Origin of the sequence: Salinibacterium sp. ZJ450 (assembly GCF_011751885.2) — a bacterium.
In the GTDB taxonomy this organism is placed as follows: Bacteria; Actinomycetota; Actinomycetes; order Actinomycetales; family Microbacteriaceae; genus Ruicaihuangia.
In genome coordinates this window covers 3,097,165-3,110,768 of the sequence record NZ_CP061771.1, presented here as the reverse complement: position 1 = coordinate 3,110,768, position 13,604 = coordinate 3,097,165, and the positions used below count along the sequence as shown (strand labels likewise).

Annotated in this window: 13 protein-coding genes; 5 read left to right on the top strand and 8 right to left on the bottom strand. The window is 69.6% G+C overall.

The genetic code is table 11. From position 1 onward, the window contains the following. The first annotated feature begins 11 nt into the window (after positions 1–11). Positions 12–473 (top strand): hypothetical protein, encoded by a 462-nt coding sequence (locus tag HCT51_RS15125; protein WP_166875646.1) that lies wholly within the window; start codon positions 12–14, stop codon positions 471–473. Positions 474–674: 201 nt separating this feature from the next. On the opposite strand, the gene HCT51_RS15120 is transcribed toward HCT51_RS15125, so the two are convergent. The 3 genes from HCT51_RS15120 to HCT51_RS15110 form a co-directional block, all read right to left on the bottom strand. Further along, positions 675–1,454, bottom strand: a complete 780-nt coding sequence (locus HCT51_RS15120; protein WP_166875649.1) for a DNA-formamidopyrimidine glycosylase family protein — start codon at positions 1,452–1,454, stop codon at positions 675–677. After that, on the bottom strand, positions 1,447–6,102 hold the full coding sequence (locus tag HCT51_RS15115; protein WP_166875652.1) for an ATP-dependent helicase: 4,656 nt from the start codon (positions 6,100–6,102) through the stop codon (positions 1,447–1,449). The genes HCT51_RS15120 and HCT51_RS15115 overlap by 8 nt, the downstream gene beginning before the upstream one ends. Before the next feature lie 106 nt (positions 6,103–6,208). Then, positions 6,209–6,817, bottom strand: a complete 609-nt coding sequence (locus tag HCT51_RS15110; RefSeq protein ID WP_166875655.1) for an alpha/beta hydrolase — start codon at positions 6,815–6,817, stop codon at positions 6,209–6,211. 121 nt (positions 6,818–6,938) lie between these two features. Here HCT51_RS15110 and HCT51_RS15105 point away from each other — a divergent pair, with 121 nt between their 5' ends. Further along, the gene (locus HCT51_RS15105) at positions 6,939–7,481 is read left to right on the top strand and encodes an NUDIX hydrolase family protein (protein WP_166875659.1); all 543 of its coding nucleotides are present in this window, start codon (positions 6,939–6,941) and stop codon (positions 7,479–7,481) included. Continuing rightward, entirely contained in the window at positions 7,478–8,053 is a 576-nt protein-coding gene (locus HCT51_RS15100; protein ID WP_224760526.1) for a phosphoribosyltransferase family protein, read from the top strand. The genes HCT51_RS15105 and HCT51_RS15100 overlap by 4 nt, the downstream gene beginning before the upstream one ends. A gap of 84 nt (positions 8,054–8,137) precedes the next feature. On the opposite strand, the gene HCT51_RS15095 is transcribed toward HCT51_RS15100, so the two are convergent. After that, positions 8,138–9,679 (bottom strand): DEAD/DEAH box helicase, encoded by a 1,542-nt coding sequence (locus HCT51_RS15095; protein ID WP_166875662.1) that lies wholly within the window; start codon positions 9,677–9,679, stop codon positions 8,138–8,140. Between the two features lie 247 nt (positions 9,680–9,926). Continuing rightward, positions 9,927–10,970 carry a Gfo/Idh/MocA family protein gene (locus HCT51_RS15090; RefSeq protein ID WP_166875665.1) on the bottom strand — a complete coding sequence of 348 codons (1,044 nt, stop codon included), beginning with the start codon at positions 10,968–10,970 and terminating at the stop codon, positions 9,927–9,929. A 58-nt stretch (positions 10,971–11,028) separates the two neighbouring features. On the opposite strand from HCT51_RS15090, the gene HCT51_RS15085 reads away from it, so the two are divergent. Together HCT51_RS15085 and HCT51_RS15080 are read left to right on the top strand one after the other, a co-directional pair. Beyond that, positions 11,029–11,559, top strand: a complete 531-nt coding sequence (locus HCT51_RS15085; protein ID WP_166875668.1) for a 2-phosphosulfolactate phosphatase — start codon at positions 11,029–11,031, stop codon at positions 11,557–11,559. A gap of 108 nt (positions 11,560–11,667) precedes the next feature. Further along, positions 11,668–11,970 (top strand): DUF427 domain-containing protein, encoded by a 303-nt coding sequence (locus tag HCT51_RS15080; RefSeq protein ID WP_166875671.1) that lies wholly within the window; start codon positions 11,668–11,670, stop codon positions 11,968–11,970. Positions 11,971–11,981: 11 nt separating this feature from the next. On the opposite strand, the gene HCT51_RS15075 is transcribed toward HCT51_RS15080, so the two are convergent. The 3 genes from HCT51_RS15075 to HCT51_RS15065 are packed head-to-tail and all read right to left on the bottom strand — an operon-like array spanning position 11,982 to position 13,577. Then, positions 11,982–12,515 (bottom strand): GNAT family N-acetyltransferase, encoded by a 534-nt coding sequence (locus HCT51_RS15075; protein WP_166875674.1) that lies wholly within the window; start codon positions 12,513–12,515, stop codon positions 11,982–11,984. Continuing rightward, entirely contained in the window at positions 12,512–13,081 is a 570-nt protein-coding gene (locus HCT51_RS15070) for a CGNR zinc finger domain-containing protein (protein ID WP_166875677.1), read from the bottom strand. Before HCT51_RS15070 ends, HCT51_RS15075 begins: the two co-directional genes overlap by 4 nt. A 40-nt stretch (positions 13,082–13,121) precedes the next feature. Then, positions 13,122–13,577: a SprT-like domain-containing protein gene (locus HCT51_RS15065; RefSeq protein WP_166875679.1), complete on the bottom strand. Its 456-nt coding sequence runs from the start codon at positions 13,575–13,577 to the stop codon at positions 13,122–13,124. Positions 13,578–13,604 lie beyond the last annotated feature (27 nt).

Genomic DNA, 13,604 nt, shown 5'->3' with positions numbered 1-13,604 from the left:
ACACTGTCCGCATGGAAAAGCCATTACCTACCATTGACGAAGTCCTCCGACCGTTCTTTGCCACGCGCCTTGACGGCGCCACTGGCATCAAACGGAAACGCACCGAGCAGATCGAAGCTCTCCTCCGCGAGTATCTCGAGGCTGACTGTGACAAGGTTTTCACGCCATTTGAGCGTTCGGTGGTCGCCGCCGAACGCCAGTTCTCTCCGGACGGAGCGGTGTGCCGCACGATGAACGCCGAGGTTCTACTGTTCTCGCTGCTGGGGTTCCTCGACCCATCGCACCTTCCGCCTGATCCGCTGCTGCGACGCGCACAGTTGAGCATCGTGGAGAGCCTCATCGCGGGCCTGGTCCGGACCGACTTGGCCGAGCTCGACACAGTGTGTTTCCAGTACGACCTGCGCGCGGCACTTGACCGGGCGCAAGCGGAGCTCAACTCGACCGCGCCGCAGCAGCAGGATCGACACCACTGAGAGGGGCATCAACTGCCTCGCGGCAGAGTAGTTCCCCGGTTCTGAGCCAGATACTCTGATGGCGTTACTCGGCCCGGCAGCGGCGAGCAACGGCACCGAGTTCCTGTCGCTTCTCGCGGGCGACGCCATCGACGATCGTGTCGCGAAGGGTGTGGCACGTGCGCGTGACACAGCCACCCTCGGAGGGCCGGCGTGGCCCGTCTACCGCTGGCAGGCCGGACAGAAATAGGTATCGCGCTCGGACAGCACGTCCGGGCCGAGCGAGCCCTTGCGGATCGGGGTTCCGCAGCGCCGGCAGGGTTGCCGTTCCCGGTGGCTTACCCAGGTGCGCTCGCCGCGGCGCAGGTTTCCGGTGGTGACCCGGTCGGCGCGGTCGCGGTTGGCCAGGATCAGGCGGTGCGCCAGCCCAATCATCGCGGGCAGGTCGTCGACCTCGCCGACCGGACGCTCCGGCATCACCCCGCGCAGGAACAGCACCTCGTTGCGGAACACCGTGCCGAGCCCGGCGATATTGCGCTGGTCGATCAGCGCCACCCCGATCGGCACCTCGGGGGCGGCAAGCATGCGCCGCATCGCCTCGCCGGCGTCCCACTCCGGGCTCAGGATGTCGGGACCGAGGTATCCGACGGCGCCGTCCTCCTCGACCGTCGGCAGCACCTCGACCAGCCCCAGCTGGAAGCCGACCGCGGTCCACTCCGCCGTGCCGAGCACGATGCGCGCCTGCCACCCCGGACGACTCCAGCGCTCGCCCGCCGCGAACACACGCCAGGAGCCTTCCATCTTCAGGTGCGTGTGGATGGTCGTCTCGCCCACGCGGGTGAGCAGGTGTTTGCCGCGCGACACCACATTCCGCACGGTCTGCCCGGTGAGGTCCACGGTGGCGAACTGCGGCACCCGGATGTCGCAGACCGTGAGCACCGAACCGGAGAGCGCCTCGTTCAGGCGCCGCGCGGTGCGGTAGACGGTGTCGCCCTCAGGCACGCAGCCTCAGCCCCTGCGGTGTCGGCACGAACCCGGCTCGCTGCAGCGCGTCGCCGAGGTCGGTGCCGATCGCGAACTCGCCGTCAATCTTCTCGATGCGCATCCGGCCGAGCCCGGCCCGCACCGTCTGAGCGAGCGATGCGGATGCTGCATCCAGTGCGACATCCGTGAACGACAGCACGGTCTTGCCGCCGCGCTCCACGTACAGCGTCAGTTGGCCGTCGACAATCACCACGAGCGCGCCCGCCTTGCGGCCCGGCCGGTGCCCTTCCGTCGCCGGCCACGGCAACGCAGCCCCGAACGGGTTCGCCGGGTCGGTGGCGGCCAGGGTGATCGCGACCGGCTCGCGGGGGGAGCTGGCATCGACGTCCTCCGGTTCGCGGCTGAATCGGCGCAGCCGGTCGATGGTGGGGCCGGTGGCGAATTGCGCAGCGCCGAGCCCCTCGACGAAGTAGCCGCGCCGGGCGCGGCCGCTTTCTTCGAAGCCGCGCAGCACCTTGTAGACCAGGCTGAAGCCGCCGGGCACGCCCTCCGCCATCACGGCGCCCCGGGTGACCACACCGTACCGTTCCAGCAATCGCTCGGCGGTGGCGGCGGCGCGCAGCGTGGTGCTCTGCTCGACCGGCGGCAGCAGCGACCAGCGGCCGGAGACCGTCGGCGGGCCGGACTGGCTCGGCATCGACAGCCGACCCCGGCCGCGGTAGGCCCGGGCGCGCGGCTGCCTGGTGCGAACGACGCCGCCGATCTGGCTGCGCAGCGGGGCGAAGGTGTCGTTCGTCACCTGTCCGGCCCAGACCAGATCCCACAGCGCGGTGGCCAGGTCTTTGTCATCGATCAGCCCGATCGCGCTGCCGACCGTGCCCGCAAGCTGGCGGAAGAAGAACGCCCCGCCGGGCGACAGCGCCTGCAGGATCGCCTCCTGCACCGGGTCGCCGGTGCTGACGCCGATCGGCTCGCCTTCCGCGGTCTCCACCAGCCGAACGCCGGGCAGCTCGGTATCCGGCTCGGGCAGGGGAAGGGTCAGGTGTGCCGATTCGGCCAGGTGCAGGCTGACCCAGCCATCGTTGCCGGCGAGCGAGCCGGCACCGGCCCAGAGCACCTCGCCGGTGGTGGTCAGCTCGTCCAGCCAGGCGGGGGAGTAGTTTTTGAGCCGCGCGGGAAGCACCAGGCTCTCCCAGGAGGAGGCGGGCAGCGGCACCCCGGCGAGCTGGTCGATCACCTGCACCAGCCCGTCGATGCCGGTGAGCCGACCGCCGACCTGCTGCCACTCCGGCAGGAAGCGGGCGAGGGTGTCGGGGCTGACCGGTTCCACTTCGTGCCGCAGCGCGGCGAGCGACCGGCTGCGCAGCCGGCGCAGGATCTCGGCATCCACCCATTCGCTGCCGGTGGCGTCTGGCCGGAACTCGCCCTCGGTGACCCGGCGGTCGGCGGCGAGCCGGCGCAGGGTGTCGAGCACTACCGCCTGGCCGAGGCCGAACCGGGTGGCGGCATCCGCCACCGTGAACGGGCCGTGCGTGCGCGCGTAGCGGCTGATTAGGTCACCGACCGGGTCGGGCACCGGTTCCACGAACGCCGAAGGGACGCCGATCGGCAGCGCAACGCCGAGCGCATCGCGCAGCCGGCTGGCGTCTTCGATCACCGCCCAGCGCGGGCTGCCGGCGATCTGCACCGGCAGCACCCGGTTGGAGCGGGCAAGGTCATCGAGCACGCGCTGCAGCCCCGCGGTGTCCTCGGCGATCGCCGGCACCGTGCGTTGCCGGATCTCCTCCAGCGTCAGCGGCCCGAGCAGCCGCACCAGATCGACGATGCCCTCGGCATCCTTTGCCTTGCGGTCCTCGACGAGGCGCTGCAGTTCCCGTTCGGTCTGCTCGATCACGCCCGCGTCGAGCAGTTCGCGCAGTTCCGCCCGGCCGAGCAGTTCGGCAAGCAGCGTGGGGTCGAGTGACAGTGCCGCGGCCCGGCGTTCGGCGAGCGGGGAGTCCCCCTCGTACATGAACGCGGCGACGTAGCCGAACAGCAGCGACCGCGCGAACGGGGAGGCCTGCTCGGTCTCAGTCTCCACGATGCGAATGCGCCGGGAGGCGATCTCGCCGGCCAGCTCGGTGAGCGCCGGCAGGTCGTAGACATCCTGCAGCACCTCGCGCACCGTCTCCAGCACGATCGGGAAGCTGGGGAACTTGCGCGCCACCTCGAGTAGCTGCGACGCCTTCTGCCGCTGCTGCCAGAGCGGCGAGCGGCGCCCGGGGTTGTAGCGCGGCAGCAGCAGCGCCCTGGCGGCGCATTCCCGGAACCGGGAGGCGAACAGCGCGGAGCCGCCCACCTCGGCGGTCACCAGGTCGGAGAGTTCGGATGCCTCGAACACGAACAGTTCGGCGCCGGGAGGCTCGGCATCGGTCTCCGGCAGCCGCACTACAATGCCGTCATCGCCCGCCATCGCGGCGCCGTCGAACGAGTAGCGCTCGCGCACCCGGGCTCCCACGGCGAGGGCCCACGGCGCGTGCACCTTCATGCCGTATGGCGAATGCAGGATGACGCGCCAGTCGCCGAGCTCGTCGCGGAACCGTTCCACCACCAGGGTCTTGTCGGTGGGCACGTGCCCTGTCGCCTTCTTCTGATCGGCGACGAAGGCCAGCAGGTTGTTGGCCGCCCGCTTGTCGAGGCCGATGTTGGCGAGCCTCGTGCGGGCGCTGGGGTTTTGAGACGCGGCCGACTTCGTCGGGCGCTCCTCAACCGGCGAGTCGGCCATGTCGCGGGTGAAGGCGCCGATGGCCCTGCCGAGTTCGGCGGGGCGGCCGAGCGTGTCGCCCTTCCAGAACGGCACCCGGCCGGGTTGCCCGAACGCCGGGCTCACCATCACCCGGTCGTGGGTGATCTCCTCGATCCGCCAGCTGGTGGTGCCGAGGGCGAAGACATCCCCGACCCTGGACTCGTAGACCATTTCCTCGTCCAGCTCGCCGACCCGTCCGCCGCCGCGGCCGCCGGCGCTCGAGCTGGCCGCCGCGCCCACCATGAACACGCCGAACAGTCCTCGGTCGGGGATGGTGCCGCCGCTGGTCACCGCCAGGCGTTGCGCGCCCGGCCGGCCGGTGAGCTGGCCGGTGACCCGATCCCAGACGATGCGGGGGCGGAGCTCGGCGAACTCGTCGCTCGGGTAGCGTCCGCTCAGCAGGTCGAGGGTGGCCTCGTACGCGCTGCGCGGGAGGGTGGCGAACGGGGCGCTGCGGCGCACCGTGTCGAACCAGTCCTCGATGTCCAGCGGCTCGAGTGCCACCGCGGCGACGGTCTGCTGGGCGAGGATGTCGAGCGGGTTCTGCGGCACCGTCATCTGCTCGATGAGGCCGGACGTCATCCGCTCGCTCACCACGGTCACGTGGATTAGGTCGGCGCGGTGCTGCGGCATCAGCACGCCCTTGGAGATCTCACCGACCTGGTGCCCCGCGCGACCGATCCGCTGTAGCCCGCTCGCCACCGACGGGGGTGACTCCACCTGGATCACCAGATCGACCGCGCCCATGTCGATGCCCAGCTCGAGTGATGACGTGGCCACCACGCAGCGCAGCCGACCGCTCTTCAGATCGTCTTCGATCACGGCCCGCTGGTCTTTGGAAACCGAGCCGTGGTGGGCGCGGGCCAGCAGCGGTTCGGCGCCGGATGTCGCGCCAGACTGCCCCATGATCGCGGCGGGTGGGCCGCCTACTGCCGCGAGCAGCGCTTCCGGCTCCGCCACCGGTTCGCCCAGTCGCTCCTCGTAAATCTCGTTCAGCCGCGCGGTCAACCGCTCGGCCAGCCGCCGCGAGTTCGCGAACACGATCGTCGACCGGTGTTGCAGCACCTGGTCGACGATCTCCTCCTCCACATGCGGCCAGATCGAGCCCTGCGCGTCCGTGCCCTCGGCCGAGGTGGTGCCGAGCTCGGTCATGTCCTCCACCGGCACGACGACACTCAGGTCGAACGTCTTCGGTGAGGGCGGCGCCACGATCGACACCGGTGCCAGGCCGCCGAGAAAGCGGGCCACTTCCTCTTGCGGGCGCACCGTTGCCGACAGTCCGATCCGCTGCGCCGGCTTCGGCAGCAGTGCGTCGAGCCGCTCCAACGACACAGCCAGGTGCGCGCCGCGCTTGGTGGCGGCCACCGCGTGCACCTCGTCGACGATCACCGTGTCGACGCCGACCAGCGTCTCGCGGGCGGCGCTGGTGAGCATCAGGTACAGCGATTCCGGCGTGGTGATCAGGATGTCGGGAGGCCGGCGCAGCAGCATCCGGCGCTCCTGGCTGGTGGTGTCGCCGGATCGCACGCCGACGGTGACATCCGGTGCGGGCAGCCCGAGCCGGCGGGCGGTCTGCGTCACGCCGACCAGGGGCGAGCGCAGGTTACGCTCCACGTCGACGCCGAGCGCCTTCAGCGGTGAGATGTACAGCACGCGAGTGCGGTGCTGGGGATCGTCCGGTGGCGGTGATGACGCCAACTGGTCGATCGCCCAGAGGAACGCCGCCAGGGTCTTGCCCGATCCGGTGGGTGCCACCACCAGGGCGTGCGCGCCGCCCGACACCGCCTCCCACGCGCCCAGCTGCGCGGCGGTCGGCGCGGGGAAGGCGTTGGTGAACCACTCGCGGGTCGCGGCAGAGAATCGGTCGAGCACACTGCTCATTGCTCTATCTTCACGGATGCCGCTGACATCCCGCCGGGGCAAACCGGGCGCCGCGACATCCGGCACCGCGACATTCGCTTCTGCGACATCCGTGCCGCGACATTTCTTACAGCTGCGCCGTGATGAACGCCGCCACGTCGGTGATCTCCTGCTGCGACACCGAGTGCGGCATGCCCTCGTAGATGCGGCGGGTGAGCGCGGCGTGCTCCGGCAGCCAGGTCTCGGTGTACGCCCGGAACTCGGGATTGATCACCTGGTCTGCGGTGCCATAGCCCCAGAACACCGGCGGCTTCAGCTCGGCGAGCTTGTCGTCGCCGGGGTGCGCGGCGGGGATCACGAAGCCGGACAGGTTGACGGCGTAGCTGAACTGCGCCGGCCGGTGCCGCATCAGCTGCGCGCTCATCGCGCCACCCTGCGAGAAGCCGAGAAGGCCGACCGACTGGAAACTCTGCTCATCGAGCCAGTTCAGCACCGACACCGTGGCGAGGTTCGCGGCCGGCTCCCGGTCGCCGGTGGCCTCGAACCAGGCGTATCCGCCGCCGTAGGAGAGCGGGGCGCGCAGCGAGGCGATCACCGGTTCCAGCGGCAGGTAGGAGGAGAGGCCGAACAAGTCGCTCTCGTTCGAGCCGAGCCCGTGCAGCAGCACTAGCAACGGACGCCCGGCGCGCTCCGATTCCGGGGCAGACCACACAACCGCGTCAGCGTCAATCTTCATATGTAAGTATCCGTTCTCATCGTGTTCACATGCCCCAACCTCGAACTGTACCGGCCCATTCCGGATGGCCCGCAGCACGGTGTGGCACCCATTCGAATGCTGAGCAGGTAAGAATGGGAGTGTGAGCACGGTAGGAACGCCCGACCCGAATTCCGCGTGGCTGTCCGATGAGGAGTTGGAGGCAACCCGCAGGCGACTGCCGTTGCTGTACGTGGAGGCCGTTCCGGTGCGCGTCGACGGGCTCGGCACCGTCACCGAGGTGGGGGTGCTGCTGCGGGCCAACACCGTGGGAGAGATCACCCGCACCATCGTCTCCGGCCGGGTGATGTACGGCGAGACCCTGCGTGACGCGCTGTTCCGCCACCTGGAGAAGGACCTCGGCCCGATGGCCTTCCCGCTGCTGCCGGCCTCGCCGGTGCCGTTCCAGGTCGCCGAGTACTTTCCCTGGCCGGGCAGCAGCCCGTTCCACGACGAACGGCAGCACGCCGTGTCGCTCGCCTACGTCGTGCCGGTGACCGGCACCTGCGAGCCGCGCCCGGATGCCCTCGAACTGACGTGGATGTCTCCCGTCGAAGCGGCATCCGCGGCGACATCCGCCGAGATGGAAGGCGGCCGCGGCGTGCTGCTGCGCGCGGCCCTCGCCTCTGTCGGCGTTCTGCCGTGATCGATCGCGGAACCCACCCGACCATCATCGGCAGCCAGACCGTTCACCTGCCGTTGGTCGCGCTCACCGAAAGCATCACGGTGGCGTTGATGATCACCGTCGATCTGGGCGTGCGATTCATGGATGTCGCGTGCCGAGACCTCGCCGATGAGGTGCGGGCGCTCGCGCCCGACGTGATCGTCTCGGTGGCGACCATGGGCATTCCGATCGGCCTCGGCGTGAGCCGGGAGCTGCACCTCGACGGCTACGTGATCCTGCAGAAGCAGCCGAAGTACCACCTGCGCGACAGCATGCGCGAGCCGGTGGAGTCGATCACGACCCAGGGGGAGCAGCAGCTCATCCTCGACGAACGACGCGAACCGCTGCTGCGCGGCCGGCGCGTGGTGCTTGTCGACGACGTGATCTCCACCGGCGCCTCGACGATGGCGGCGCTGCGGTTGCTCGACCGGGCCGGGGCAGAGGTCGTCGGCATCGGCGCGTTCCTCACCGAGAGCGACGAGTGGCGGGAGACTTTGGGTGACCGGGCGTCACTCGTGCGGGCGCTCGGCCACATCCCGCTGTTCGAGTCCTAGGGCATCGGGCGGGTACGCCAAAGGGGCGCCCACCGCGTCGTGCCACCGGAGTGACCGAGCAGTGTGCGCCCCTTGGGGAGCTGGTTAGCCCTGCGCCCGACGGTTCGGACGGCGTTCGCCGTTCGAGGCCGGGGTGGAGGTGCTGAAGGTGCGAGCCGAGCCGCCAGCCGGGGCACCGCTGCGACGCGAGCGCGGCGCGTGCGAGCCCTCGGCGCTAGCGGAACGGGCGCGACCGGTTGACGCCTGGTCGGACGACCGGCGCTGACCCGAGCCGGAGCCCGCGCCGCCGCTTGCGCCGCCGGAGCGACCGGATGCCGCCGCTGCCGGGCGACCCGAACGGTCGGTGCGACCTGAGCCGCCGGCGCGCGCGTCGCGCTTGCGCTGCGCGTTGGCGCCCTGCGACACCCCGCCGCCGGTCTGCATCATGCGCGGCGCGGGCTTGACGTACGCGGCGATGTCACCGACGAGGGCGTCGACCGCGGGGGAGTTAGCGGTGACCCGCTGCGGAGACACGCTGATGCCGGCCTTGCGCAGCAGCTGCGCGACATCCTTGGACTGCGAGCCCATCATCACCGTCACCACGTCGCCGGCGCTGCCCGCACGAGCGGTGCGGCCGGAGCGGTGCAGGTATGCCTTGTGCTCCATCGGCGGGTCGACGTGGATCACCAGTTCGACGTTGTCAACGTGCACGCCGCGGGCCGCGACATCCGTCGCCACCAGCACGCGAGCCGAGCCGTCGCTAAACGCGGCCAGGTTGCGGTCACGCTGCGGCTGCGACAGGTTGCCGTGCAGGTCGACGGAGGGGATGCCGGCGTCGGTCAGCTGCTTGGCCAGCTTCTTGGCGTGGTGCTTGGTGCGCATGAACAGGATGCGGCGTCCGGTGCCGGAGGCCAGCTTCTGCACCAGCGCGGTCTTGGCGTCGGCACCGCCGTCGACCTCGAACACGTGGTGGGTCATCGCGGCGACGGGGGAGTTGGCCTCGTCGACCTCGTGCAACACCTCGTTGTGGAGGAACTTCTTGACCAGCTTGTCCACGCCGTTGTCGAGGGTGGCGCTGAACAGCATGCGCTGCCCGCTGTCGGGGGTGGCGTTCATGATGCGGGTGACGCCGGGCAGGAAGCCGAGGTCGGCCATGTGGTCGGCCTCGTCGAGCACGGTGATCTCGACGGCGTCGAGGTTGATGAAGTTCTGCTTCATCAGGTCTTCGAGGCGCCCGGGGCAGGCCACGACGATGTCGACGCCCGCCTTGAGCGCGGCGACCTGACGGTTCTGCGAGACGCCACCGAAGATGGTGGTGGTCTTCAGGCCGTACGCGTCGGCGAGCGGCTGCATCGCCGCCGCGATCTGGGTGGCCAGTTCGCGGGTCGGGGCGAGCACCAGGCCGAGCGGGCGGCCGGGACGACGCTTGCCGCCGGCGAGCTTGCCGCCGAGGCGCGCGACCAACGGAATCGAGAACGCCAGCGTCTTGCCGGAGCCGGTCTTGCCGCGGCCGAGCACGTCGCGGCCGTTCAGGGTGTCGGGCAGGGTGTCAACCTGGATCGGGAACGCCGTGGTCTTGTCATCGGCCGCGAGGGCGGTGACGATCGGCGCGGGCACGCCGAGGGCGGCGAAGGTTGTGTCAGACAAAAAGGGTTACCCATTCGTTGGTTCCCTGGGCGAATGCGCGCTCGTAGGCGAACGTGAATCCCCTGGGATAAGTGGCGAGAGTGCCAACCGGCACTATCGATCGCCGTGAGAAAGATATCTACGAACCGGAGCAGTTGTGAGCTGAATCCGGTGAGAAGAGGAAGCGTTCTACGACGCAGTAATCGCGATGCTGCGTTTACAAGTGAGTCCAGACTACAGGATGTCGCTGACTTCTGCTCGCGAACCCTCAGTTCTCGTCGGCGAAGCGGGCGCCCACCTGGTGCCGCAGCTCATCGAGCAGCTCCATCACGCGCACGCTCTCGTCGAGCCCGAGCAGTGGCGATTCGGTCAGCCCGGCGCGCAGATAGCGGGCCATCGCCGCCACCTGAAACACCATCCCCTCCCGGCCCGGATGTCGCCGGTCGTCGAACCCGAGGCGCTGCCGCCCGTCGGCCGAGACCAGGCTCATGGGCGCCGGGTTGTTGAACACGGCATCCACATCGATCCGTGCCAGCGAGCCGGTGATTCCGGCACGTCCGCTGCCGACGCCGCGCCAGCTCGTGTCGATTACGCCCCGGGCGCCAGTCGGGGTGATCAGCACCGCTGACACGGTGTCCTCCACTCCCGACACGGTAAGGGTGCCGAAGCCGCGCACCTCGGCGATCTCGCCGAGCAGCCCTGCCGCGAATGACAGTGGGTAAACCCCGATGTCGAGCAGCACCCCGCCGCCGAGCGACGGCTCGAACAGCCGACTGCCGGCCTGATACGGGATAGGGAAGCCGTACTGCGCCGTCACGCTGTCGATCTCGCCGAGCACTCCGTCGGCGATCAGCGTGTCGATCATCTGCCGGTGCGGCAGGTAGCGGGTCTTCATCGCCTCCATGACGAACACCCCCGCCGAGCGGCTGCGATCGCGGACGTCGCGGGCCTCGGCCGCGGTGCGGGTGAACGCCTTCTCCAGCAGCGTCGGCACGCCGGCCTCGATCGCCAGCAGTGTGTTCGCGTGGTGCTCGCTCATCGGGGTGGCGATGTACACAGCGTCGATGCCGGGGTCGGCGAGCAGCGCCGCATAGGACCCGTGGCTGCGCTCAATCCCGAAGCGCTGCGCGAAGTCGGACGCTCGCGCAGCATCCCTGGAACCCACCGCAACAACCTGCTGGTCGGTGTGTCTGCCTAGCGCGGAGACGAAATCGGCGGCGATCAAGCCGGGCCCGAGGATGCCCCAGCGCAGCACCGGCGCGTCGCGCGGGTCCGAATCGGTGGGTACGGGCAGAGCGCTGGGGAAGGCCATGCGACCAATCATTACGGATGAGCCGTCCCGGAACGGGTAACCCCGCTAGTCTCGCAGCGTGGATTTCGCAGTTGACCAGAGCAAGTATCAGGTGCGCTTTGACTGGGGCACGGCCGGTGCCGACGCGACCCAGTCGGGCGCTGACGCGGTGATCTGGGTTGACCAGCTCGCCACTGTCGCCGACACCGCGGCGGCGACGCAGCCGGAACCGGACGGCGCGCTGGTGCTCGCCACCGTGCAGAACGCCAAGGCGGTCGCCGGCTGGGTGCTGGCCCGCCAGCATGAACGCGGCGGTCGCTTCGTGGTGACCGTCATCGCCGCAGGCGACGCCAGGGCCGACGGTTCCGCCCGGTTCGCAGTGGAAGACCTGTTGGCGGCGGGCGCCGTGATCGACGCCCTGACCGCGGTCGGTCTCGACCACTGTTCCCCCGAGGCCGCGGCCGCATCCGCCGCGTACACCGGGCTGACCCAGGCGCTCAAGCACCTGATCAAGAACTCGGTCAGCGGTGTGCAGGGCGGCGCGACCGCCCTCGACCTCAGCCCCACCGACGCGGTCACCGTGCTGAAGGAGCCGGCCCCGGTCGTCTGACCGACGACCCGGCCGGGAATGGCAGCTCTCTCCGCGGGGTTTAAGTCTGATGTGTCGCTCCGCGACGCGCGCGTCGCCACCGACGCGGACACCGAGGGAAGGCACACCATGAAGGCAATGCTGGGCGACACCGTGATCGCCGAAGCTCACCGGGACGACCTGATCCGCATCGAGGGCAACTGGTACTTCCCACCGGCAGCGGTGAACACCGCGCTGCTCGAGAAGAGCGACACCGCGTACAGCTGCGCCTGGAAGGGCGACGCCCAGTACTTCACCGTGAAGACGGGCGACGCCGAGTCCGCCGACGCCGCGTTCAGCTACCCGCAGCCGCACGCGACATCCTTCGACCGCGTCGGCCAGGACTTCAGCAACTACGTGGCCTTCTGGAAGGACGTGCGCGTCGTCGACTAACGACGCCGTGCTCAGCGGACCAGCCGCACCTCGAGGAGCTTCTCGCCGAGGAACTCCTCAACATGCTCCGCGCCATCGGGCGTGAAGCCGTTCCGCTTGTAGAAACTGTGGGCGCGCGGGTTGTCCTTGGCCACCCACAGGTAGCCGGGCCGGTCTGCACAGGCGGCGTCGAACAGCCGCTGGCCGATGCCGGTGCCCTGGTATTCCTTGAGCAGGTAGATGAAATACAGCTCACGGTCCCGCGGGGCGTCGTCGGTGTCCCGCGCCGGGCCCGATCCGACGAAACCGACGATCTCACCGTCGACCAATGCGGCGAACTGGTTGTATTCGGGGCCGAGGCTTGCCCAGTGCGTCCACAGTTCGGCCATTCGCCGAGGCGAGACCTTCGCCAGCGCGGCCTCGCTGATCAGGTGGTCGTAGGTCTGGTGCCAGCACTGCGCGTGCACTCTGCCGAGGGATTCGGCGTCAACGTCACGCACGGGGCGGACGATCACGGTTTGGTCAGTCGGGTCGGTGGGGCGGGGAACAGCTTCGTCGATGCTCATCCGCCGACAGTACGACGAATCCCACCCGAATCTGAAATCGAACGCGCCCGGTGCGCCCGCACCTTGGCCCGGTTGCCGCAGCGCTGCATCGAGCACCAGCGGCGGTTGTTCGACCGCGACTCGTCGTAGAACACCAGCTCGCAGTCATCCGCGGTGCAGAACCGGATGCGCCCCGGCCCGCGCTCGCCGAAGAGGTCCACGGCATCCCTCGCCACGGTCGACAGCGCCTGACCGATGCGCACCCGGCCGGCGCCTGCCTGCCGCCTGCCGCCGCCGAGCGCCGGCGGAATATCCGGGGTCGCCGCGAACAGGTTGACGGTGTCGATGTCGTCGGCTTCCGGCTGACTGGCGGATGCCGCGGCCGCAGCCACCCGGCCGATCGCCGCCCGCAGCGCGTGGGCGTCGGCCAGCTCGCGCTCGCTCGCTGCCCCCTGCAGGCGGTCGAAGCGCTCGCCGAGCCAGGCGTCCAGATCGGCCTGGTTCACCAGCGGGCTGGCGGAGAAGTCGAGGCTGAGCGCGCCGGAATCGAAGAATGACCCGTCGGGAAGCTGCTGTCCGGTAACCACGTAACCACTATAGAGAGTTACTCAGCTCCCTTCGTTTGTGCTAGAGCGGCCGCCGCTCCCAGCGGATGGCGTTGGCCGGGTCATACCGGCGCGAGCACTTGCCGCATGCCAACGACCGGTTCGGCCGGCGGTAGCGGTAGTGCTCATGCCCGCGCGGACAGACCCCCACCCACGGGGCCAGCTCTGAGGCGATCGGGCCGTCATGCAGCCGTTTGCCCTCGTAGCCGAGGTCGCTGGCGATGGCCTTCCAGCGCGGGCCGTGCCCGGCCTTGTGCCCGGCCATGGCGTGCGCGACCTCGTGCAGCAGCACCTGGTGGATCGCGTCATCCTCAAATCGGGCGGCGAGATAGCGCGACACGGTGATCCGCTTGGCCGTGTAGTTGCAGAGCCCCGCCCGAGTTTTCGCGTTGTCGAACGCGAACGACCACTCGGTCGGGTTCAGGTGCAGCGCGATCAGGGCGTTGGCCCAGGTGCGCACGCGGGAAAGGTCAGCCACGAGACGACATTAACCCCGCGTGATGTG

Excerpts from the sequence above, each read along its gene's own strand:
- HCT51_RS15115 (WP_166875652.1), bottom strand. The coding sequence starts at position 6,102 with ATGAGCAGTGTGCTCGACCGATTCTCTGCCGCGACCCGCGAGTGGTTC.
- HCT51_RS15090 (WP_166875665.1), bottom strand. The coding sequence starts at position 10,970 with ATGGCCTTCCCCAGCGCTCTGCCCGTACCCACCGATTCGGACCCGCGC.
- HCT51_RS15080 (WP_166875671.1), top strand. The coding sequence starts at position 11,668 with ATGAAGGCAATGCTGGGCGACACCGTGATCGCCGAAGCTCACCGGGAC.
- HCT51_RS15110 (WP_166875655.1), bottom strand. The coding sequence starts at position 6,817 with ATGAAGATTGACGCTGACGCGGTTGTGTGGTCTGCCCCGGAATCGGAG.
- HCT51_RS15075 (WP_166875674.1), bottom strand. The coding sequence starts at position 12,515 with ATGAGCATCGACGAAGCTGTTCCCCGCCCCACCGACCCGACTGACCAA.
- HCT51_RS15125 (WP_166875646.1), top strand. The coding sequence starts at position 12 with ATGGAAAAGCCATTACCTACCATTGACGAAGTCCTCCGACCGTTCTTT.